Here is a 22763-nt window from a genome sequence, read left to right on the forward strand (position 1 = left end):
CTGTCAGGGAGATGATTCAACCGCCTCTATATATAGAAGAGGTTGGCGCAGAGCCCTGGCTTGAATTGGCTGTATTTGCTAACAGGGCGAGGCGCAACCGTTTGTCCCCGCCTTCAAATGGCCTGCTGTTTTTTTACCCGTTTTCAGTAGGGTGACTTCTTGAGTTTGACCTACTAGAATGCTTGCCCTTGATTCTTGGGTCGGAAACGGCCGGCTAACGTCTGTGCAACGAGGAATATCCATGCAAGTTTCTGTTGAAAATACTACTGCTCTTGAGCGCCGCATGAGCATCACCGTGCCGGCTGAGCAGATTGAGAGCCAGGTCAACAAGCGTCTGCAGCAGACTGCCCAGAAAGCCAAAATTGCTGGCTTCCGTCCAGGCAAAGTGCCAATGAGCGAAATCAAACGTCGTTTCGGTGCTGACGCACGTCAGGAAGCGATCGGCGACGTGATTCAAAAATCTTTCTACGAAGCTGTGGTTGAGCAGAAGCTGAACCCGGCCGGTTCGCCATCCATCGAGCCAAAATCGCTCGAAGCTGGCAAGGACCTGGAATACGTAGCCGTATTCGAAGTGTTCCCTGAGTTCACCGTTGCCGGCTTCGAAGGCATCACCGTTGAGCGCCTGAGCGCTGACGTGGCTGACGCCGATCTGGACAAGATGCTGGACATCCTGCGCAAGCAGAACACCCGTTTTGAAGTGGCCGATCGCGCTGCCCAGAACGAAGACCAGCTGAACATCGATTTCGTTGGCAAGGTTGACGGCGAAGTATTCGCTGGCGGTTCCGCCAAGGGCACTCAGCTGGTACTGGGTTCCGGCCGCATGATCCCTGGCTTCGAAGAAGGTCTGGTTGGTGCTAAAGCCGGCGAAGAGCGCGTTCTGAACCTGACCTTCCCAGAGGACTATCAGAACCTGGACCTGGCTGGCAAAGCCGCCGAGTTCACCGTGACTGTAAACACCGTTTCCGAGCCAAAACTGCCTGAGCTGAACGAAGAGTTCTTCGCTCAATTCGGCATCAAGGAAAGCGGCATCGACGGTTTCCGCACCGAAGTTCGCAAGAACATGGAGCGTGAACTGCGTCAGGCGATCAAATCCAAGGTCAAGAATCAGGTAATGGACGGTCTGCTGGCCACCAACCCGATCGAAGTGCCTAAGGCTCTGCTGTCCAACGAAGTTGACCGTCTGCGCGTGCAGGCTGTTCAGCAGTTCGGTGGCAATATCAAGCCAGACCAACTGCCGGCCGAGCTGTTTGAAGAACAAGCCAAACGTCGCGTTGTGCTGGGTCTGATCGTGGCCGAAGTGGTCAAGCAGTTCGACCTGAAGCCAGACGAAGCCCGCGTTCGCGAAATGATCCAGGAAATGGCTTCGGCTTACCAAGAGCCTGAGCAGGTCGTGTCCTGGTACTACAAGAACGAGCAGCAACTGAACGAAGTTCGTTCGGTTGTGCTGGAAGAACAAGTTGTGGATACTGTTCTGCAGAAAGCTAGCGTGACCGACAAATCGGTCTCTTACGAAGAAGCGGTCAAGCCGGTAGAAGCTCCAAAAGCCGACTGATTGTTTTTGCGTTAGAAGCACACACCATAAGCCAGCCTTCGAGCTGGCTTATGCGTATTCAAGACATGACTATTTGGGAGTGACTGCAGAGCATGTTCCGTAATTCCTATATTCAGCAGAACTCTGATATCCAGGCCGCCGGCGGCCTGGTCCCGATGGTTGTCGAGCAATCTGCTCGTGGCGAGCGCGCCTATGACATCTACTCGCGTCTTCTCAAGGAACGAGTAATCTTTCTGGTGGGTCCTGTAGAGGACTACATGGCCAACCTGATCTGCGCGCAATTGCTGTTCCTTGAAGCGGAAAACCCGGACAAGGACATCCATCTTTACATCAACTCCCCGGGCGGTTCGGTGACAGCGGGCATGTCGATCTACGACACCATGCAGTTCATCAAGCCAAACGTATCGACTACCTGTATCGGTCAGGCGTGCAGCATGGGCGCATTCCTGCTGACGGCCGGTGCTCCTGGCAAGCGTTTCTGCCTGCCGAACTCGCGCGTGATGATTCACCAGCCACTGGGCGGTTTCCAGGGCCAGGCATCGGACATCGAAATCCATGCCAAGGAAATCCTCTTCATCCGCGAGCGTCTGAACACGCTGATGGCCAAGCACAGCGGCCGTACGCTTGAAGAAATCGAGCGCGACACCAACCGCGACAACTTCATGAGTGCAGAAGCTGCGAAGGAATACGGTCTGATCGACGAAGTGATCAACCAGCGCCCAGCTTAAAAATAAGCAGCTCAAAATAGGCTTGGTCGGCGCGTCTGATCAGCGGCGGGCTTGAAAAAGCCCGCAATAGCCTTCATCTTGTGTTGCAAGCCTATCGGATTTGGATCGAACGAATGACTGACACCCGCAACGGCGAGGACAACGGCAAGCTGCTCTATTGCTCCTTCTGTGGCAAAAGCCAGCATGAAGTGCGCAAATTGATTGCCGGCCCCTCGGTCTTTATCTGCGACGAGTGCGTCGACCTGTGCAATGACATCATCCGCGAGGAGGTGCAGGAAGCACAGGCCGAAAGCAGCGCGCATAAATTGCCTTCGCCTAAAGAAATCAGCGGCATCCTTGATCAGTATGTAATTGGTCAGGAACGTGCCAAGAAGGTTCTGGCAGTAGCGGTGTACAACCACTACAAGCGTCTGAACCAGCGTGACAAAAAGGCTGACGACGTCGAACTCGGCAAAAGCAACATCCTGCTGATCGGCCCGACAGGCTCCGGTAAAACCCTGCTGGCCGAAACCCTGGCCCGCTTGCTGAACGTTCCGTTCACCATCGCCGACGCAACCACCCTCACCGAGGCGGGTTATGTGGGTGAAGACGTCGAGAACATCATTCAGAAGCTGCTGCAGAAGTGCGATTACGACGTAGAGAAAGCCCAGATGGGCATTGTCTACATCGACGAAATCGACAAGATTTCGCGCAAGTCCGACAACCCGTCGATCACCCGGGACGTTTCCGGTGAAGGCGTGCAGCAGGCCTTGCTCAAACTGATCGAAGGCACGGTCGCTTCCGTTCCGCCGCAAGGTGGCCGCAAGCATCCGCAGCAGGAATTCCTTCAGGTTGATACCCGTAACATCCTGTTCATCTGCGGTGGCGCGTTCTCCGGTCTGGAGAAGGTCATTCAGAACCGTTCCACCAAGGGTGGCATCGGTTTCAACGCAGAAGTGCGCAGCAAGGAAGAAGGCAAGAAAGTCGGTGAATCCCTGCGTGAAGTCGAGCCTGACGATCTGGTCAAGTTCGGTCTGATCCCGGAATTCGTTGGTCGTCTGCCAGTCCTCGCGACGCTGGACGAGCTGGATGAGGCTGCTTTGATGCAGATTCTCACCGAGCCGAAAAATGCCCTGACCAAACAGTATGCCAAGCTGTTCGAGATGGAAGGCGTGGATCTGGAATTCCGTTCCGACGCGCTGAAATCGGTCGCCAAGCGTGCCCTGGAACGTAAAACCGGTGCCCGTGGCCTGCGTTCGATTCTCGAAGGTGTGCTGCTCGACACGATGTATGAAATCCCCTCGCAGTCCGAGGTGAGCAAAGTCGTGATCGATGAAAGCGTGATCGAAGGCAAGTCCAAGCCACTGTATATCTACGAAAACAGTGAGCCGGCCGCCAAGGCTGCACCGGACGCGTAAGCGCCCGGTCTGCCGGAACAAAGAAGGGGCCTTCGGGCCTCTTTTTTTTTATGTCGTTTTTTACATCCCCTTTGCGCTTGTTTTTTTTCAAGTCAGCCCCCATCTTGGTTTCAAGCTTAATTCCATCTGATTACGGCCATATGGCCGCCGTAGAGGCGAAATCATGAAGACCACCATCGAATTGCCTCTCCTGCCATTGCGTGATGTCGTTGTGTATCCGCACATGGTTATCCCGCTGTTCGTGGGGCGCGAGAAATCCATCGAAGCCCTCGAGGCCGCGATGACGGGCGACAAGCAGATCCTGCTGCTGGCCCAGAGAAACCCGGCTGACGACGATCCCGGTGAAGAAGCTCTCTATCGCGTAGGTACCATCGCCACTGTTCTGCAGCTGCTCAAACTGCCTGACGGCACCGTCAAGGTTCTGGTCGAAGGCGAGCAGCGTGGCGCTGTCGAGCGCTTCAGCGAAGTCGATGGCCACTGCCGTGCCGAAGTCTCGTTGATTGACGAAGTCGACGCCGCCGAACGTGAATCCGAAGTGTTCGTGCGCAGCCTGCTGTCGCAGTTCGAACAATATGTGCAGCTGGGCAAGAAAGTCCCGGCTGAAGTCCTGTCGTCGCTCAATAGCATCGACGAGCCTGGCCGCCTGGTAGACACCATGGCCGCGCACATGGCGCTGAAGATCGAGCAGAAGCAGGAAATCCTCGAAATCATCGATTTGTCGGCCCGGGTCGAGCACGTTCTGGCTTTGCTGGACGCCGAGATCGACCTGCTGCAAGTCGAAAAACGCATTCGTGGCCGCGTCAAAAAGCAAATGGAGCGCAGTCAGCGCGAGTACTACCTGAACGAGCAGATGAAGGCCATTCAGAAAGAGCTCGGCGACAGCGACGAAGGCCACAACGAAATCGAAGACCTGAAAAAGCGTATCGACGCTGCCGGTCTGCCGAAAGATGCCCTGGCCAAGGCCACTGCCGAGCTGAACAAGCTCAAGCAGATGTCGCCGATGTCCGCCGAAGCCACCGTGGTGCGCTCGTACATCGACTGGCTGGTTCAGGTGCCGTGGAAGGCTCAGAGCAAGGTGCGTCTGGACCTGGCCCGTGCCGAAGACATTCTCGACGCCGATCACTACGGCCTCGAAGAGGTCAAGGAACGCATCCTTGAATACCTTGCCGTACAGAAGCGCGTGAAGAAAATCCGTGGCCCGGTGTTGTGCCTGGTCGGTCCTCCGGGCGTGGGTAAAACCTCGCTGGCCGAGTCGATCGCCCATGCCACCAACCGAAAATTCGTGCGCATGGCCCTCGGTGGCGTGCGTGATGAAGCGGAAATCCGTGGTCACCGTCGAACCTACATCGGTTCGATGCCAGGAAGATTGATTCAAAAGATGACAAAGGTGGGTGTGCGCAACCCGCTGTTCCTGCTCGATGAAATCGACAAAATGGGCAGCGACATGCGTGGCGATCCGGCGTCGGCGTTGCTGGAAGTGCTCGATCCAGAGCAGAACCACAACTTCAACGACCACTACCTGGAAGTCGACTACGACCTCTCGGACGTGATGTTCCTGTGCACCTCGAACTCGATGAACATTCCGCCGGCGCTGCTGGACCGGATGGAAGTCATCCGTCTGCCGGGCTACACCGAAGACGAGAAGATCAACATCGCGGTCAAGTACCTGTCGCCGAAGCAGATTGCAGCCAACGGCCTGAAGAAGGGCGAGCTGGAATTCGACGAAGAAGCGATCCGCGACATCATCCGTTACTACACCCGCGAAGCCGGTGTGCGTGGCCTCGAGCGGCAGATTGCCAAGGTCTGCCGCAAGGCGGTCAAAGAGCATGCGCTGGAAAAACGCTTCTCGGTAAAAGTGACAGCTGATCTGCTGGAACATTTCCTCGGCGTTCGCAAGTTCCGCTACGGTCTGGCCGAGCAGCAGGATCAGATCGGTCAAGTGACCGGCCTGGCCTGGACTCAGGTGGGCGGCGAACTGCTGACCATCGAAGCCGCTGTGGTGCCGGGCAAAGGTCAACTGATCAAGACCGGTTCGCTGGGTGACGTAATGGTCGAATCGATCACTGCGGCCCTGACCGTGGTGCGCAGCCGTGCCAAGAGCCTGGGCATTCCGCTGGACTTCCACGAGAAGCGCGACACGCACATCCACATGCCGGAAGGTGCTACGCCGAAAGACGGCCCGAGCGCCGGTGTAGGCATGTGTACTGCGCTGGTGTCGGCTTTGACGGGGATTCCTGTGCGTGCCGATGTCGCCATGACCGGCGAGATCACCCTGCGTGGTCAAGTCCTCGCCATTGGCGGTCTGAAGGAAAAACTGCTGGCTGCTCACCGTGGCGGAATCAAGACAGTGATTATTCCGGAAGAGAACGTGCGCGATCTGAAGGAGATTCCTGACAATATCAAGCAGGATCTGCAGATCAAACCGGTTAAATGGATTGACGAGGTCCTGCAAATTGCGCTGCAATACGCGCCGGAGCCCTTGCCGGATGTGGCTCCGGAGATAGTTGCCAAGGACGAAAAACGTGAGTCTGACTCTAAGGAAAGAATTAGCACGCATTAATACGCTTTTGCCTGGGGGGCTTCCTTGACAGCTTTTTAGAGCCCTTGTTATAAAGCGGCTCTTAAGTGTCTGTAGGCCATTCAGCACTCGTTTTTGCTTTCACCAAAAAACTTAGAATCATACTCAAATAGATATAAGGGGACTTAGAGTGAACAAGTCGGAACTGATTGATGCTATCGCTGCATCCGCTGATATCCCGAAAGCTGCTGCTGGCCGTGCGCTGGACGCTGTAATCGAATCCGTCACTGGCGCTCTCAAGGCTGGCGACTCCGTTGTTCTGGTTGGTTTCGGTACTTTCTCCGTGACTGATCGTCCAGCTCGCATCGGTCGTAACCCACAGACCGGCAAGACTCTGGAAATCGCGGCAGCCAAAAAGCCAGGTTTCAAAGCCGGTAAAGCCCTGAAAGAAGCCGTCAACTAAGTTTGATTCAGGTTTTTACCCATCCGGGTCGGGGTCATGCCTGACTTGGCAGCGGAGCGGTAGAGCAGGCGGTTGGAATAGCTGCCTGTCACACCGGGATCGAGGGTTCGAGCCCTGTCCGCTCCGCCAGTTACGAGAAGGCGCATCCTCGGATGCGCCTTTCTTCTATCCGGATTCTACCCACGCTCCACGGTTGCCTAATTTTGAAGTTCAACCGTTTCTGGGGGACGCATGCTGCAGAATATCAGGGACAATTCACAAGGCTGGATTGCCAAGACCATTATCGGAGTCATCGTTGCACTGATGGCTCTGACCGGTTTCGACGCCATTTTCCAGGCCACGACTCACAAGAATGAGGCGGCCAAGGTCAACGGTGAAGAAATCAGCCAGAACGAGCTGAGCCAGGCGGTGGATATGCAACGCCGTCAGCTGATGCAACAACTGGGCAAGGATTTCGACGCTTCCTTGCTGGACGAAAAAATGCTGCGCGAATCGGCCCTCAAGGGTCTGATCGATCGCAAGCTGCTGCTGCAAGGCGCAGAACAATCGAAATTCGCTTTCTCCGAAGCGGCCCTGGACCAAGTGATCCTGCAGACGCCTGAATTCCAGGTCGACGGCAAGTTCAGCTCCGACCGTTTCGATCAGGTGATCCGTCAACTGGGCTACAGCCGCATGCAGTTCCGCCAGATGCTGGCTCAGGAAATGCTGATCGGCCAACTGCGCGCCGGTGTGGCGGGCAGCGGTTTCGTGACCGACGCTCAGGTGCTGGCCTTCGCCCGTCTGGAAAAACAGACCCGCGACTTCGCTACGCTGAACATCAAGGCTGACCCTTCGGCCGTCAAGCTGACCGATGACGAGGTCAAGGCTTACTACGACGAGCACGCCAAGGAATTCATGACCCCGGATCAAGTGGTCATCGATTACCTGGAACTGAAGAAGGCTTCGTTCTTCGATCAGGTCGCCGTCAAGGACGAAGACCTGCAGGCGGCGTATCAGAAAGAGATCGCCAACCTGTCGGAACAGCGTCGTGCGGCGCACATTCTGATCGAAGTCAACGACAAGACCACCGAAGCTCAGGCCAAGGCGAAGATCGAAGAAATCCAGGCGCGTCTGGCCAAGGGCGAGAAATTCGAAGCGCTGGCCAAGGAGTTCTCGCAGGATCCGGGTTCGGCCAACAATGGCGGTGACCTGGGTTATGCCGGTCCTGGCGTTTACGATCCAGCCTTCGAGAAAGCCCTGTATTCGCTGAACAAGGATCAGGTGTCCGAGCCGGTTCGCACCGACTTCGGTTTCCACCTGATCAAGCTGCTGGGTGTCGAGGCGCCTGAAGTGCCGACGCTGGCCAGCCTGAAAGACAAGCTGACCCGCGAGCTGAAAACCCAGCAAGTCGAGCAGCGTTTCGTCGAGGCGACCAAGCAACTGGAAGACTCGTCGTTCGAAGCATCCGACCTGGCCCAGCCAGCGCAGGATCTGAAACTGACCGTGCACACCTCCAAGCCGTTCGGCCGTGAAGGTGGCGAAGGCGTTGCAGCCAACCGTGCCGTTGTGACTGCCGCGTTTAGCACTGAAGTGCTGGAAGAGGGTGCCAACAGCACCGCCATCGAGCTGGATCCGGAAACCGTGATCGTGCTGCGCGCCAAGGAGCACCTGAAGCCTGCTCAATTGCCGCTGGAAAGCGTGGCCACTGCCATTCGCGCCCAGTTGACCAAAGAGCACGCCAGCGCTGCTGCCAAGACCAAGGCGGAGCAACTGATCGCCAGTCTGCGTGATGGCAAGACCCCGCTGGACAAGGCGGTGGACGGTCAGAGCTGGAAAGTCACTGAAGCGGCGAACCGCGCTCAGGAAGGCGTTGATCCGGCAGTGCTGCAAGCGTTGTTCCGCATGCCGAAACCGGCCGCCAAGGACAAGCCGACCTTCACCAGCGTAACGCTGGCGGATGGCAGCCTGACCATCGTGCGTCTGAACGGCGTGAACGAAGCAGCGGCTCCGACCGATGAAGAGAAAGCGCAATACCGTCGCTTCCTCGCATCGCGTGTGGGCCAGCAGGACTTCGCGGCGTACCGCAAGCAGCTGGAAGCCGAAGCCGACATCAAGCGTTTCTGATGCCTGGTTGAGCCGCAAGACCCGAGCCCCGGATGAAAATCCGGGGCTTTTTTGTGCGCGCTATTCGGCGTTCGGGAAGCCATGGCTTCGGGCATTGACGGTCGCATACAGGGTCAGCAGCAACAGACCCGCGACAATCCACGGGTAAGTCCCGACGCCCAGGTTGTTCAGCAGCAGACCGCCCGCAAGTCCGCCGCCGGCAATGCCGACATTCCACAGGGTCACCAGCATCGATTGCGCGGTATCGGCAGCCTCCTTGGCAGTTTTTGCCAGGGCCGTCTGCAACAGCGAGGGCATCGCGCCGAACGCCAGGCCCCAGACGGCGGTGGCGGTGTAGACCACGCCCGGCCATTCGCGCCACAGGCCCAGTGCGATCGCCGACAGCAGGAACAGCGTGGCACTGACCAGTGCCAGCTGACGCAGCCAGCGATCAATCAGGCTACCGACGATCCACAGGCTCAGTACCGATGCCAGACCAAACACCAACAACACCCGGTCGATTTCTGCGCCAAGTCCCGATGGCTCCAGAAAGGGCGCGATGTAGGTGTACAGAAGGTTGTGCGCGACGACGTAGGACAAGGTTACAAACAGCACGGATCGCACGCCCGGCAAGGTAAACACCTGACGCAGTGGCAGGCGTTTTCCCGCGCGTTCACCGGCGAAGTCCGGTACTTGCCAACGCACCCAGATCACCAGCAGCAACGTCAGCCCGGTCATGATCGCGAAGCTCAGGCGCCAGCCGACTACCGTGCCCAGCAGCGTCCCGGCCGGAATGCCCAGCGACAGCGCAAGCGGCGCCCCGAGCATGGCCACCGTAATCGCCCGGCCTTGTAAGTGAGGTGCCACCATCCGGCTCGCGTACCCCGCCAGCAAAGCCCACAGCAGCCCGGCGAACACGCCTGCGATCAAACGTGCAATCAGGGTCAGCCAGTACAGCTCCGACAACGCGGTGATGCTGTTGGCGATAGCAAACCCACCAATGGCCGTCAGCAGCAGCGGGCGCCGACGCCAGCCACGGGTGGCAATGGTGAGTGGAATCGCCGCCAGCAACGAACCGATGGCGTACAGCGTGACCAGTTGCCCGATCAGTGCCTGAGAGACATCAAGCCCAGCGCTCATCTGCGGCAACAGGCCGGCGGGCATCGCTTCGGTCAGCACGGTGATGAACCCGGCGGTGGCCAGCGCTAGCAGTGCGCCCAGCGGTAGTCGTTCGTCGTGCTGGACGCTATTGGTCAGCGGTGTAGAGGTGAGTTGCGCATCGTTCATGAACCAGCATCCCTTTTGCCGAGAAAGACGAAGGCCATAGGGTAGGGCGCTGCACATTCGGGAAAAACAGGTTAGGGTTCCGAACATCTCGGACAAGAATGTCGTGAATCAGGGAGGGATGAATGGACAGCCTTGGCAGTATTTCGGTGTTCGTGCAGGTGGCGGAAACCCGCAGTTTTACCGAGGCGGGCCGTTTGCAGGGTGTGTCTTCGTCGGCGGTCGGCAAAAGCATCGCCCGCCTGGAGGCACGGCTCAATGTGCGGTTGTTTCACCGCACCACTCGCAGCATCACGCTGACCAGTGAAGGCGCGCTGTTTCTTGAACGTTGCCGCAAGATCCTCGCCGAAGTGGAGGCGGCGGAATTTGAGCTGTGCGATGCCGCAGCGGCGCCTCACGGCAAGTTGCGGGTCAGCCTGCCGCAGGTGCATGACCTGGTGATGCCGGTCATGAACGAATTCATGGCGCTGTACCCGCAGATCGAACTGGATCTGGACCTGACCGATCGCATGGTTGATGTGGTTGAAGAAGGTTTCGACGCAGTGATTCGAACGGGTAAACCGCGAGACTCGCGACTGATGGCACGACCGTTGGGCGAGTTTCATATGGTGTTGGTGGCCAGCCCCGCGTACCTGCGCGAGCGCGGCGAACCGCTGACCCCGGCCGATCTGGCGGAGCACGCCTGCCTGCGCCATACGTTTCACGCCACGGGCAAACTGGAGCCCTGGCCGCTGAAGCGCGAGGAGGGCGCGCCCGAACCGACCCTGCCGACACGCCTTGTGAGTACGTCGATTGAGGCCGTGCGGCATGCGGCGCTGGCGGGCATGGGCATCGCCTGTCTGCCGGACTTCATGATCCATGAAGCGCAGCAGCAGGGTCGCCTGCAGCGCGTGCTGGAGGAGCATCTGGAGCACGTCGGGCAGTTCTGGGTCCTGTGGCCATCAAGCCGGCATGCAACCGCCAAATTGCGGGTGTTCATCGATCATTTATCGGCGCGACTTTTTCCTGTCGCCCATGACCGGTAGAGTTGTAACTGTTTTAAGACACTAATCCATACGCCGCGGGGCAGCGATCTGTTGCACAATACGCCCCGGACCGTTTTCCCCTCAGGATGTTTAATGTTGAATTCTATTCCCGTGCGTTTTTTCGGGTTGGCGTTGTTGCTGACCGCCGCTGCCGGCTGCTCCAAGGACAAGCCTATCTACGAGCATGAGAATTTCGACGACTCCGGCACCTTTTCGCGCAATTACCCGGTGACCGACACCGCCAGTTGCGAAGCGGCCCGCCGGGCGTTGCTCAGCCAGGGCTACATCATTACCAGCAATGACCCGAAACTGGTCAGCGGGCACAAGAGCTTCCAGCAGACCGGTGAAACCCACCTGGAGATCAGCTTCAACGTGGTGTGCGCCGATGATGGCAGCGCCGGCCATCACGCCACCGTGTTCGCCAACGCCCTGCAGGACCGCTACGCGCTGAAGAAGACCAACAACTCCGCAAGCCTCGGTGTCGGCGTACTGGGCTCGGTGTCGATGCCGATCGGCTCGTCTGACGATTCGATGGTCAAGGTCGCCAGCGAAACCGTGTCGTCGCAGAAGTTCTACGAGCGTTTCTTCACGCTGGTCGAGCTGTTCCTGCCGGCCGACGCGAAGAAAGCTGCGCACATCACCGAAAAACCGAAGACCGACCTGGGTGTGCCGGAAGCCAAGGCGACACCGGCTCCGTTGGCCCCAGCTCCTGCGGCTGAACCGACTCCTGCGCCGACCCCGGCCCCAGCGCCGGCCACCGAGCCCGCTGCGGTACCAGCGCCTGCAGAAGCGACCCCGGCCAGTTCCGAGCCGGTAGCACCGCCGGCCGAAGCCGCGCCGATCACCCCGGCACCGGTTACCGAGCCTGCGCCCGCGACGGAAACCATCACGCCGCCGGCCAACCCGACGGACATTCCGCCGCCCTCCGAGCCGATCCCGGCCATGCCTGCCTCCGGGCAGTAAACCTGTGGGAGCGAGCCTGCTCGCGATAGCGTCGGCACAATCAATATCAATGTGTCGGAAAGTTCGCTATCGCGAGCAGGCTCGCTCCCACAGTGCAATGTGGATGAGTCCTTCTCAAAATTCCCCGCGATAAATTCCTGACCGCCTGCTACGTTTATTTCATGAAGGACGCGTTTCATTTTTCCTTCACACGGGCACTTTATGCTCGAGGCACTGGTCATTTGTTCCAGGCCATTTCAAGCAAGCGTCAGGGGGATTACGCAATGGATGACTATCAAGAAGAACTGCTCGAATTCCAGGCCTTTGAGCTGGATTCACCAGAGCCTGCGGAAGACGCTACAGAGCTGTAAGGCGTCAGCCTGTCTTGCGGTGACTGCGGCGAAATTCGCCCGGTGTCTGGCCGTTCCAGCGCTTGAAGGCGCGCTGGAAAGCTTCGGCCGAAGCAAACCCCAGCAGGTAGGCGATTTCACCGAATGCCAGTTCGGTGTCGCGGATGTAGGTCATCGCCAGATCACGGCGGGTGTCATTGAGGATCGCGCGAAACTGCGTGCCTTCCTCGGCCAGTTTGCGCCGTAATGTCCAGGTCGGCAGCTTCAGGCGTGCCGCCACTTCTTCCAGGTCGGGTTCCCGGCCACCATTGAGCAACGGCCCGAGCAATTGCGTGATGCGTTCACGCAGGCTGCGGGTGCGGGTCAATTGCTCGAGTTCCCGTTCACACAAACCGAGCAAATGTTTCCAGGTGCTGGGGCAATGCTCCGGGTTGCGTTGGGCCAGGCAGGTGAGGCTCAGGCGCAGTTGATTGTGTTCGGCGCCGAACTGGATCGGGCATTCGCCGAGTACGGCATAGGCGTCGCGATAATCCGGACTGTCGAACTCGATTTCGATCCGTTCGGCGCGCAACGGCTCGGGGCTGACACTGGACAGCTGATGCAGCCAGCCGGCAATGATCGAATCCACCACAAAGCGGTTGTAAGCGTTGTACGGGCTGATCGAGTAGAAGCGCAGCCAAGCACCGCTGGCGTCCTCGTGGAAACTCGACTGGCCGCGATAGTTGGAGCCGTACAACGGTTCGAAGCGAGTCAGGCAGCGGGCGGCTTCACGCACGGTCGGCGCCTGCGCGGCGGTCACGCCGGCCAGCCCGGCCTGACTCAATCGGCTGAGCCCGCCCATGCGCAAACCCAGTGCCAGATCGCCGGTCAGCTGGATCGCGCCATGCCCCAGGCGCATGTAGCGCGGGATCGACAGACGCGCCCCGGCTTCGGCCAGGCGTGCGGCATCCAGGCCGTACTGTTCGAGCAATGGCAGCGGATCGACGTCATGGCTGCGCACGGCATCGGCCAGGCTGTGGACGAAGCCCACCGACAGATCCCCGAGACGCATCGGCTGCGGTTTCATGGTTTACAACCAGAGGTTCAGCAGGCGCGCGCCACGGGCTTCGCTGTCAGCGAATTGCTGGCCGTTGCTGCTGAGGAAACTTTGCCCGGAGCTCGGTTTATCCCAGAACTGCCCGCGCAGGAACACACTCATGCCGGCCAGCGCCTTGCTGGCCGGCGGTTGCGCGGTCAGGGTCAGTTGGTGCCAGGCTTGGCCCTCGCTGACGTCTCCTGGTTTCAAACTGACCGAGTCCGGCACGCTCAAGCCTTTGTAGCCCTTCCACGGTTGATCCCACACGCCATAACCGACGACGAACGCGGGCACCGCGATCAGCTGCGCGCCTTGCTCGTCGAGTTTGCGGTAGTTGTCCGGATACCAACTGTCGCTGCCGATCAACACGCCGAGGCGTCCGGCCGGGGTGTCGATCACATTGATCCGGGAAGCTTCGCGGGTGCCGGATGGCTCGTCCTGATCGAAGATCGGACGCATCTGCCGCTGTGGCTGGCCGAGCGGGGCGCCATCGCGGCCAAACACTACGGTGCTGTTGTACAGCGCGCCACTGCCGGCCTTGAGCCGGCCATCGGTGATGTTCGGTTCAGGCAGCACGATCGAGCCGGCCACCAAAGTGATGTGGAATTCCTTGGCCAGACCGCCGAACAGCGCCTGATAGTCCTTGGCCATGTCCCGGGACTTCATGCGCAGGTGCGCGTCATCCAGACGACTGCTGCCCTTGGCGGTGAGCCAGGCGCGAGCAAATTGCACCGGGTTGCTCGCCGCCAGCCAGTTCATCGCTTCGGCGAGGGTGGCGGCCTGGTACAGCTCGTCTTTCTCGCCGCTGATCATCAGCCAGGTGCCGACATGCTCCGGCAGGATGACCACGGTTTTATCATTCAACAGCCCCTGATCCTGCGCCTGCTGCAAATAGGCGGCGAGCTTGCGGTGCAGGCGTTCGGGGCTTTGGTAGTCGGTGGGGAACAGCTCGGGCTGGATGCCCAGCAGGTTGCCACGGTCGGCGGGCGTGCCCTGATCGACCGCGAGTTTGATCCGCAGGTCCGACAGGTAATGACCGGCCGGGCGGTCAGCCGCCCACATGGCGTAGAAGGTGAGCGCGGCGATGAGCGCCATGGAAAAAGTCAGGTACAGAAGTTTGCGCATGAAATCCAACAACAACCGGGTACAGGGTGTGCGGACAGGGTAGGGCGCCAGCCCCGGCTTGCCAAGGGGCGCTGCGCATTTGGATCAATAACTTGTCAGTTACGGTCATTGAGTGACAGCGATGCGACTCCTAATCTGTCGAACATGACTGACGGGGGACGCAGAGCTCCCGCATTTTCCGTGATCGCTCGCTGTGGAGTTAACGATGACCGCCACTCAATACCCGCACCTGTTGGCCCCGCTGGACCTGGGATTCACCACGTTGCGCAACCGCACCCTGATGGGCTCGATGCACACCGGCCTTGAGGAAAAGCCGGGTGGTTTCGAACGCATGGCGGCGTATTTCGCCGAGCGTGCCCGTGGCGGCGTGGGCCTGATGGTCACCGGCGGTATCGGTCCGAACGACGAGGGCGGCGTGTACTCCGGCGCGGCCAAGCTGACCACCGAGGAAGAAGCGCTCAAGCACCGCATCGTGACGCGCGCCGTGCATGATGCAGGCGGCAAGATCTGCATGCAGATCCTTCACGCCGGCCGTTATGCCTACAGCCCGAAACAGGTCGCGCCGAGCGCCATTCAGGCGCCGATCAACCCGTTCAAGCCCAAGGAACTGGACGAGGAAGGCATCGAGAAACAGATCAGCGATTTCGTCACCTGCTCGGTACTGGCCCAGACCGCCGAGTACGACGGTGTGGAAATCATGGGTTCGGAAGGTTATTTCATTAACCAGTTCCTCGCCGCCCACACCAACCACCGCACCGACCGTTGGGGCGGCAGTTACGAAAACCGCATGCGTCTGCCGGTGGAAATCGTTCGCCGCGTACGTGAAGCGGTCGGCCCGAACTTCATCATCATCTTCCGCCTGTCGATGCTCGACCTGGTGGAAGGCGGCAGCACCTGGGAAGAAATCGTCACCCTGGCCAAAGCCATCGAGCAGGCCGGCGCGACCATCATCAACACCGGCATCGGCTGGCACGAAGCGCGAATCCCGACCATCGCCACCAAAGTGCCGCGTGCGGCGTTCAGCAAGGTCACGGCCAAGCTGCGTGGTTCGGTGAATATTCCGCTGATCACCACCAACCGCATCAACACTCCGGAAATCGCCGAGCAGATTCTGGCTGAAGGCGATGCCGACATGGTTTCGATGGCGCGCCCGTTCCTCGCCGACCCGGACTTCGTCAACAAGGCTGCCGAGGGTCGCGCTGACGAAATCAACACCTGCATCGGCTGCAACCAGGCCTGCCTCGATCACACCTTCGGTGGCAAGCTCACCAGCTGCCTGGTCAACCCGCGTGCCTGCCACGAGACCGAGCTCAACTACCTGCCGGTCAAGCAGATCAAGAAAATCGCCGTGGTCGGTGCCGGTCCTGCCGGTCTGTCCGCCGCCACCGTGGCCGCCGAGCGCGGGCATCAGGTGACCTTGTTTGATTCGGCCAGCGAAATCGGTGGTCAGTTCAACGTCGCCAAGCGTGTGCCGGGCAAGGAAGAGTTCTACGAAACCCTGCGTTACTTCAAACGCAAACTGCAGACCACCAACGTCGAGGTGTGCCTGAACACCCGCGTTGACGTGGCAAAACTGGTCGAAGGCGGTTACGACGAAGTCATTCTGGCGACCGGCATTGCGCCGCGTCTTCCGGCGATTCCGGGCGTCGAAAACGCCAAAGTGCTGAGCTATCTGGATGTGCTGCTCGAGCGCAAACCGGTCGGCAAGCGTGTGGCGGTGATCGGCGCCGGCGGTATCGGTTTCGACGTCTCGGAATTCCTCGTCCATGAAGGCGTGGCCACCAGTCAGGATCGCGCTGCGTTCTGGAAAGAGTGGGGCATCGACACGAATCTGGAAGCCCGTGGTGGCGTGGCCGGAATCAAGGCTGCACCGCACGCACCGGCGCGTGACGTGTTCCTGCTGCAACGCAAGAAATCCAAGGTCGGCGACGGCCTGGGCAAGACCACCGGCTGGATTCACCGCACCGGTCTGAAGAACAAGCAGGTGCAGATGCTCAACAGCGTCGAATACCTGAAGATCGACGACGAAGGTCTGCACATCCGCATCGGCGAAACCGGCGAGCCGCAAGTGCTGCCGGTGGACAACATCGTCATCTGCGCCGGCCAGGATCCGCTGCGCGAGCTGCACGACGGTCTGGTCGAAGCCGGGCAGAACGTGCACCTGATCGGCGGCGCCGATGTGGCGGCCGAGCTGGATGCCAAACGTGCGATCAATCAGGGTTCGCGTCTGGCCGCCGAGCTGTAATGCTGCAACCAGGTTCAGCGTGCCGATGACCATCGCGAGCAAGCTCGCTACCACAGGTTTTGCATCGTTCACAGATGTTGTGAGCTCAGCAGAACCTTGTGGGAGCGAGCTTGCTCGCGATGGCGTCCTTTGAGCGACTAGAATGCTGGCTCTGTCCAGAATGAAAAGTCGCCATGCTTCTTCCCCCCGCTGACTGGCTACCTCAAGCCCCCCTCGAACCGCTTGATCTGGACTGGCTCACCGCCGCCGGCATTGACGTCGCGATCCTGCGTCTCGACCGCATCGATCCGCTGATCAGCGGCAACAAGTGGTTCAAACTCGTCGAACATCTCAAAGCCGCCGACCGTGCGGGTGCCGAAGGCATCATCAGCCTGGGCGGTGCGCACTCCAATCATCTGCATGCACTGGCGGCTGCCGGCAAACGCCTGGGATTCGCCACGGTCGGGCTGTTGCGCGGGCATCCGCAAGACACGCCAACGGTCAGGGATCTGCAGGATTTCGGCATGCAGTTGCACTGGCTCGGATTTGGCGGTTATCGGGCGCGGCACGAGCCGGGGTTCTGGCAACCGTGGCAAGCGCAATACCCGACGCTGCATCCGGTGCCTGAAGGTGGTGGCGGTTTGCCGGGCGCGCAGGGTTGCGCGTCATTGAAGGAGCAGGTCAGTCAACAACTCGGCAAGCTCGGCTGGGACGACTACCACGGTTGGTGGCTGGCCTGTGGCACGGGCACCACGCTCGCGGGATTGGTGTTGGCCGAGGCCGGACAACATGCGGTGTACGGCGCAATGGCCGTGCCCGACGATCACGGCGTCGCAGCCAATGTCGAGGCGATTGTGGGCAAGGCTGGAGGCTACGAACTGATCGACGCCAGCCGTGGGGGTTTCGCCAAGGTCGATCCGGCGTTGCTTGAATTCATCGCGCAAACCGAACAGGCCAGCGGCATTCCCCTCGAACCGCTGTACACCGGCAAAGCCTTGCTGGCGCTCAAACAACAGATCGAAGCGGGCCGCTTTGCCCGGGGTTCACGCTTGATCTTCGTCCACACCGGCGGCTTGCAGGGCCGGCGCGGGCTCGACAGTTAACCCTGGCTGCGCTTGGGCATCATCCGCAGCAACGTGTTATCGCGCACCACGTAATGGTGATAGATGCCCGCCAGCGCATGCAGGCCGATCAGCCAGTAGCCGATGGTGCTGATCAGCACATGCCAGTGCTCGACCTCTTTGGCGAACACCTTGTCTTCACTCACCAGCAACGGCAGGTCGAAACCGTAGAACATCACCTGATGACCTTCGGCGCTGGTGATCAGCCAGCCGAGGATCGGCATGCTGATCATGAACAGGTACAAGGCCCAGTGCATCAGGCGTGCGAGGGTGGTTTGCCACTGTGGCGAGGCCGGGAAGATTTTCGGCGCCGGGCCCAGGCTGCGGGCGAACAGGCGAAACCAGACCAGCACGAACACAGTCAGCCCGAGCATGTAATGCACTTCGCGGATCAGCGTGCGGCCACCGCTGCCCTTGGGAAACAGCCCGCGCAATTCCATGCTGGCGTACACCAGTACCAACAGCACCAGCATCAGCCAGTGCAACAGGATCGACACGGTGCTGTAACGGGATTCGGAATTTGTCCACGGCATACGGCGTTCCTCACGGTTCAGGGCTCAAGCGTGCCGTTCTGCGACGGCATGCCTTAACTGTAATCCCCTTTGGCGCGTTTGCCCGAGGCTAAAAAAGCTTTCACTGAGCTGCGTCAGCGATTTGACTGAAAACACCCATGAAAAAACGCCAGTGTCGGGCAGACACTGGCGTTTTTGTTTGCCGCGATGGATGCAATCAGCTGCTTTGCGGCATCTCGCCATTGGCCAGGCGCTTGTTGATGTCGGCGATCACTTCCGGCAGATCGCTGATGGTGTCGATCATGTAGTGCGGGCGCGATCCTTCGAACAGCGCGTGAATGCGCTTGCGCTCGCTGGCCAGCGCGTCGCTGCCCAGTGCGCGATAGCCTTCGTAATCCAGGCCCAGCGCGTTGCCAGAGCAGATCAGCGCCACGGTCCACATCCCGGCGCGACGGCCTTCGAGAATGCCTGGCACGGTGTCGTCGATCTTCACGCAGGCAGCGACATCATCGATGCCCAGCGCAATCACGTTGGCCAGCGCCTGGGCTGGCCATGGGCGGCCGTTCGGCACTTCGTCGGTGGCGACGACGTGGTCGGCGACGTAGCCGTTGGTGGCGGCGAGTGCCACAACCTTGTCCATCACCTGCTTCGGATAACCCGAGCAGGAACCGATCTTGATCCCTTGCTGACGCAGGTTGGCGATGGTCTCCAGCGCGCCGGGAATCAGCGCCGAGTGCTCGGCGATTTTCTCGATCTGCAGCGGCATGAAACGGTTGTAGATCGCGGTCACGTCATCGTCGGTCGGGGTGCGGCCGAACGCCTTGCGATAGCGCTCGGCAACCTGCGGCTGATCGCACAGGGTGCGGATGTGATCCCACTTGCCCATGCCCATCGGGCCACGGGCCTCTTCGATGGAGACCTGGACGTCGAACTCGGCGAAGGCTTCAACGAAGATCTGGGTCGGTGCGAAAGAACCGAAGTCGACCACGGTGCCGGCCCAGTCGAGGATGGCGGCTTGCAGCTGGGTTGGGTTGTTGTAGTTCATGGCAAAGATTCCTGTGATAACACGCAATTCGGAGTTCGCTGTCCCTGTGGGAGCGGGCTTGCCCGCGATGGCGGTCTGACATTCACCATGGATGTCGACTGCCAGGGCCTCATCGCGGGCAAGCCCGCTCCCACAGGGGATTTGTGGTGTTGCTTAAATTTCCAGAACTTCCATCTCGCGCAGCACTTCACCCACCGCCGCGACGGCTTCGCGCATTTGCGCCGGGGTGACGTGGCCGATGCAGCCGACGCGGAAGGTTTCGACCTGGGTCAGCTTGCCGGGGTAGAGGATGTAACCCTTGGCCTTGACCCGTTCGTAGAAGTCCTTGAACTGGTAGCGCGGATCTTTCGGTGCGTGGAAGGTCGCGATGATCGGCGCCTGAATCGCAGCCGGCAGGAAGCTGCGCAAGCCGAGTTTGCCCATCTCCTCCATCAGCGCCTGGCAGTTGGCGGCGTAACGCGCATGCCGCGCCGGCAGGCCACCTTCTTCGTTGTATTGCAGCAGCGCTTCGTGCAGCGCGGCGACCACGTGGGTCGGCGGGGTGAAGCGCCACTGACCGGTCTTCTTCATGTAGCTGTGCTGGTCGAACAGGTCCATCGCCAGCGAATGCGAATTGCCGGCGGCTGCGGCCAGGGATTCCTTGCGGGCAAACACGAAGCCCATGCCCGGCACGCCTTCCAGGCATTTGCCAGAGGCGGCAATCAGCGCGTCGAACGGGACTTTTTGCGCATCCACCGGCAAGGCGCCGAAGGAACTCATGGCATCGATGATCAGGCGTTTGCCATGTTGCTCGACGACCTGGGCGATCTCCGGCAGCGGGTTGAGGATGCCGGTGCTGGTTTCGCAATGGATCAGCGCGACGTGGGTAATGTCATTGTCGGCGCGCAGCAGGCGGTCGACGTCGGCGGCGGTGGTCGGTTCGTCTTCAGCGGTTTCAAAGGTGCTGAATGAGCGGCCGAGCACTTCGCAGATTTTCGCCAGACGCTTGCCGTAGGCGCCGTTGATCAACACCAGTACCTTGCCGTCGCGGGGAACGAGGGTGCCGATCGCGGCTTCGACGGCGAAGGTGCCGCTGCCCTGCAAAGGTACGCAGTGATGGCTGTCGGCGCCGTTGAGGATCGCCAGCAGTTGTTCGCACAGGCTGGCGGTCAGTTGGTTGAAGCGGTCATCCCATGAACCCCAGTCGACCATCATCGCCTGGCGGGTGCGGGCCGAGGTGGTCAACGGGCCGGGAGTGAGCAGGATGGGTGCGGCAGTACTCATTCGTGTGTCCTCGCGATAGCGCTGTGGGATGAAGCTACGGGGCATACGTTGCAATTCGGCGGATCATCAATCAAATTGTTTGTTGTTATGCCAGCCATCAGTGAGGGTTATCCATGAACCTGTTCCAGCTCCGCGCCTTTGACGCCGTGGCCCGGGAAGGCAGCTTCACCCGTGCCGCCGCGCGGTTGTTCATCAGCCAGCCGGCGGTCACCGGGCACATCAAGGCGCTGGAGGAGCATTACCAGATCACCCTGTTGCGACGGACGGCGCGCCGGGTCGAGCTGACGGAAGAGGGCATCAAACTGGCGGCGATCACCCGGGCGATGTTCGGTATGGCGGAAGAGGCGCAGGCGTTGCTCGAAGCCAATCGGCAGTTGCTGACCGGACGACTTGAGGTGGCGGCGGACGGTCCGCACATGGTCATGCCGATGCTTGCCAGCCTGCGGGCGCGATATCCGGGGATTACGGTGAATCTGCGGTTGGGCAATGCTCAGGAAACGTTGGCGGCGTTGTTGTCCGAGCACGCTGACGTGGCGGTGCTGACTGAAGTCGAGCCGCGCAAAGGGCTGCATCTGCAAGCGCTGAGCGAATCGCGGATCTGCGCGCTGGTGCCGGCGGGGCATCCGTGGGCGACACGTTCCGGCGAGGTCAGGCTCAAGGAGCTGGATCAGGTGATCATGGTGTTGCGCGAGCCGAGTTCGATTACCCGGCGCACGTTTGATCAGGCCTGTGTGCAGGCGTCGGTCAGCCCACGGGTGTTGCTGGAGCTGGACAGTCGCGAGGCGGTGACGGAAGCGGTGGCGGCTGAACTGGGGGTTGGGGTGGTGTCGTCGGTTGAAGTCAGCCACGATCCCCGTGTCGTCGCGATTCCCATTGCGGGAGAGGGGCTGGTCAATCGGCACATGATCGGCTGCGTGGAGCGGCGGCGGGAGTTGCGCTTGATTCAGGCGTTTTTCGGGTTGGCTCCCAACTGATAACCGCCAGATCGTTCCCACGCTCTGCGTGGGAACGCAGCCCGGGACGCTCCGCGTCCCATTCGAGAGCTGGAACGCGGAGCGTCCCTTGAGGCATTCCCACGCGGAGCGTGGGAACGATCTACGAGAGGCTTTCGCGCACCATCTCGAGAAACGTCGCCACCACCCGCCGCGAACTCTGCTCGCGCAAGCACACCAGTGTCTCGGTCAACCGCCGGGTGCAATCGGTGATCGGCAGCGCGCAGACCCGTGAGTCCGCACCAAACTCCGCCGCCGACACCACACCCACGCCAATCCCCACCACCACCGCCTCCCGCGCCGCTTCCCGGCCTTCGACCTGGATCGCCGGGCGGATGCGGAAACCAGCCCGGGCCATTTCTTCTTCCAGGGTCTGGCGGGTGACCGAGCCGTGTTCGCGCAGCACCAGCGGCGTGTCGTCCAGATCTTCCAGGCAGATCGATTCACGCTCGGCCCACGGGTGATGGCGCGAGACAAACGCCACCATCGGGTCGTTGCGCAGCGGTACGCACAACAAACGTTCATCACTGACATCGCGCCCGAGCAACGCCAGATCAGCCTGATAGTTGAACAGCCGAAACAGCGATTCATCGGTGTTACCGGTCTCGATCTTCACGCTGATCCCCGGATAGCGCTCACAAAACCGGGCGATCTGCGGCAGCACATGCACCGGGGCATCCACCGCCAGAATCAGGCTGCCGGTCTGCAAGGCCTGGGATTCCTGCAACAACTCCTGGGCTTCGGCCTCGACCACAAACAGACGCTGGGTGATTGCCAGCAAGCGTTCGCCGAGATCCGTCAGGCGCACTGAGCGCTTGTTGCGGTGGAACAGCAACACACCGAAGCGTTCTTCCAGCTTGCGCACCTGGTCGGAAATCGCCGGTTGCGTCAGATAAAGCCGCTCGGCGGCCTTGGTGAAGCTTCCGTGCACGGCCACGGCGTGAAAGGCTTTGAGCTGGGCGTGGGAAACCGACATGGCTGATTCCTCGTTTACAGGCGCAGTTCAGTAACAAGCTGAGCTTATGTGTGAAATACGATAAATCGATTTTATTTATTAAACAGTAA

19 protein-coding genes are annotated in these 22763 nt (G+C 60.1%); 12 read left to right on the top strand and 7 right to left on the bottom strand.

From position 1 onward, the window contains the following. Nucleotides 1-241 precede the first annotated feature (241 nt). The 6 genes from tig to K5E37_RS04200 all read left to right on the top strand — a co-directional run bounded on the left by tig (nucleotide 242) and on the right by K5E37_RS04200 (nucleotide 8761). Nucleotides 242-1552 carry a trigger factor gene (tig, locus tag K5E37_RS04175; protein WP_221533192.1) on the top strand — a complete coding sequence of 437 codons (1311 nt, stop codon included), beginning with the start codon at nucleotides 242-244 and terminating at the stop codon, nucleotides 1550-1552. A 92-nt stretch (nucleotides 1553-1644) separates the two neighbouring features. After that, a complete protein-coding gene (gene clpP, locus K5E37_RS04180) occupies nucleotides 1645-2280 on the top strand; it encodes an ATP-dependent Clp endopeptidase proteolytic subunit ClpP (protein WP_007951559.1) in 636 nt (211 codons plus the stop codon). Nucleotides 2281-2393: 113 nt separating this feature from the next. After that, nucleotides 2394-3677, top strand: coding sequence for an ATP-dependent Clp protease ATP-binding subunit ClpX (gene clpX / locus K5E37_RS04185; RefSeq protein WP_007951558.1), 1284 nt, complete (start codon nucleotides 2394-2396; stop codon nucleotides 3675-3677). Nucleotides 3678-3840: 163 nt separating this feature from the next. Then, nucleotides 3841-6237, top strand: coding sequence for an endopeptidase La (gene lon, locus K5E37_RS04190; RefSeq protein ID WP_007951557.1), 2397 nt, complete (start codon nucleotides 3841-3843; stop codon nucleotides 6235-6237). A gap of 148 nt (nucleotides 6238-6385) precedes the next feature. Further along, a complete protein-coding gene (locus K5E37_RS04195) occupies nucleotides 6386-6658 on the top strand; it encodes an HU family DNA-binding protein (protein WP_002552737.1) in 273 nt (90 codons plus the stop codon). A 231-nt stretch (nucleotides 6659-6889) separates the two neighbouring features. After that, nucleotides 6890-8761, top strand: a complete 1872-nt coding sequence (locus tag K5E37_RS04200) for a SurA N-terminal domain-containing protein (RefSeq protein ID WP_221533193.1) — start codon at nucleotides 6890-6892, stop codon at nucleotides 8759-8761. Nucleotides 8762-8821: 60 nt separating this feature from the next. On the opposite strand, the gene K5E37_RS04205 is transcribed toward K5E37_RS04200, so the two are convergent. After that, nucleotides 8822-10027, bottom strand: a complete 1206-nt coding sequence (locus K5E37_RS04205; protein ID WP_221533194.1) for an MFS transporter — start codon at nucleotides 10025-10027, stop codon at nucleotides 8822-8824. 122 nt (nucleotides 10028-10149) lie between these two features. On the opposite strand from K5E37_RS04205, the gene K5E37_RS04210 reads away from it, so the two are divergent. The 3 genes from K5E37_RS04210 to K5E37_RS04220 all read left to right on the top strand — a co-directional run bounded on the left by K5E37_RS04210 (nucleotide 10150) and on the right by K5E37_RS04220 (nucleotide 12362). Continuing rightward, nucleotides 10150-11049: a LysR family transcriptional regulator gene (locus tag K5E37_RS04210; RefSeq protein WP_221533195.1), complete on the top strand. Its 900-nt coding sequence runs from the start codon at nucleotides 10150-10152 to the stop codon at nucleotides 11047-11049. A gap of 93 nt (nucleotides 11050-11142) precedes the next feature. Beyond that, the gene (locus tag K5E37_RS04215; RefSeq protein ID WP_221533196.1) at nucleotides 11143-12012 is read left to right on the top strand and encodes a DUF2242 domain-containing protein; all 870 of its coding nucleotides are present in this window, start codon (nucleotides 11143-11145) and stop codon (nucleotides 12010-12012) included. Between the two features lie 161 nt (nucleotides 12013-12173). Next, entirely contained in the window at nucleotides 12174-12362 is a 189-nt protein-coding gene (locus K5E37_RS04220; RefSeq protein WP_127798821.1) for a hypothetical protein, read from the top strand. Between the two features lie 4 nt (nucleotides 12363-12366). On the opposite strand, the gene K5E37_RS04225 is transcribed toward K5E37_RS04220, so the two are convergent. Beyond that, nucleotides 12367-13407, bottom strand: a complete 1041-nt coding sequence (locus K5E37_RS04225) for an AraC family transcriptional regulator (RefSeq protein WP_221533197.1) — start codon at nucleotides 13405-13407, stop codon at nucleotides 12367-12369. A gap of 3 nt (nucleotides 13408-13410) precedes the next feature. After that, nucleotides 13411-14541 (bottom strand): nitrilase-related carbon-nitrogen hydrolase, encoded by a 1131-nt coding sequence (locus K5E37_RS04230; RefSeq protein WP_221533198.1) that lies wholly within the window; start codon nucleotides 14539-14541, stop codon nucleotides 13411-13413. 205 nt (nucleotides 14542-14746) lie between these two features. On the opposite strand from K5E37_RS04230, the gene K5E37_RS04235 reads away from it, so the two are divergent. Together K5E37_RS04235 and K5E37_RS04240 are read left to right on the top strand one after the other, a co-directional pair. Then, entirely contained in the window at nucleotides 14747-16786 is a 2040-nt protein-coding gene (locus tag K5E37_RS04235) for an NADPH-dependent 2,4-dienoyl-CoA reductase (RefSeq protein ID WP_221533199.1), read from the top strand. A gap of 173 nt (nucleotides 16787-16959) precedes the next feature. Continuing rightward, nucleotides 16960-17868 (top strand): 1-aminocyclopropane-1-carboxylate deaminase/D-cysteine desulfhydrase, encoded by a 909-nt coding sequence (locus K5E37_RS04240; RefSeq protein WP_221533200.1) that lies wholly within the window; start codon nucleotides 16960-16962, stop codon nucleotides 17866-17868. On the opposite strand, the gene K5E37_RS04245 is transcribed toward K5E37_RS04240, so the two are convergent. The 3 genes from K5E37_RS04245 to K5E37_RS04255 form a co-directional block, all read right to left on the bottom strand. Next, a complete protein-coding gene (locus tag K5E37_RS04245) occupies nucleotides 17865-18419 on the bottom strand; it encodes a cytochrome b (RefSeq protein WP_221533201.1) in 555 nt (184 codons plus the stop codon). The genes K5E37_RS04240 and K5E37_RS04245 overlap by 4 nt on opposite strands. A gap of 196 nt (nucleotides 18420-18615) precedes the next feature. Continuing rightward, nucleotides 18616-19443, bottom strand: coding sequence for a phosphonoacetaldehyde hydrolase (gene phnX, locus K5E37_RS04250; RefSeq protein WP_115078526.1), 828 nt, complete (start codon nucleotides 19441-19443; stop codon nucleotides 18616-18618). A gap of 153 nt (nucleotides 19444-19596) precedes the next feature. After that, complete coding sequence (locus K5E37_RS04255; protein ID WP_221533202.1) at nucleotides 19597-20706, bottom strand: 2-aminoethylphosphonate--pyruvate transaminase; 1110 nt, start codon at nucleotides 20704-20706, stop codon at nucleotides 19597-19599. A 113-nt stretch (nucleotides 20707-20819) separates the two neighbouring features. Here K5E37_RS04255 and K5E37_RS04260 point away from each other — a divergent pair, with 113 nt between their 5' ends. After that, complete coding sequence (locus K5E37_RS04260; RefSeq protein WP_221533203.1) at nucleotides 20820-21680, top strand: LysR substrate-binding domain-containing protein; 861 nt, start codon at nucleotides 20820-20822, stop codon at nucleotides 21678-21680. Between the two features lie 121 nt (nucleotides 21681-21801). On the opposite strand, the gene K5E37_RS04265 is transcribed toward K5E37_RS04260, so the two are convergent. Further along, entirely contained in the window at nucleotides 21802-22674 is an 873-nt protein-coding gene (locus K5E37_RS04265) for a LysR family transcriptional regulator (protein WP_085608338.1), read from the bottom strand. Nucleotides 22675-22763 lie beyond the last annotated feature (89 nt).

Source organism: Pseudomonas sp. RIT778 (genome assembly GCF_019718735.1).
Taxonomy (GTDB): domain Bacteria; phylum Pseudomonadota; class Gammaproteobacteria; order Pseudomonadales; family Pseudomonadaceae; genus Aquipseudomonas; species Aquipseudomonas aphyarum.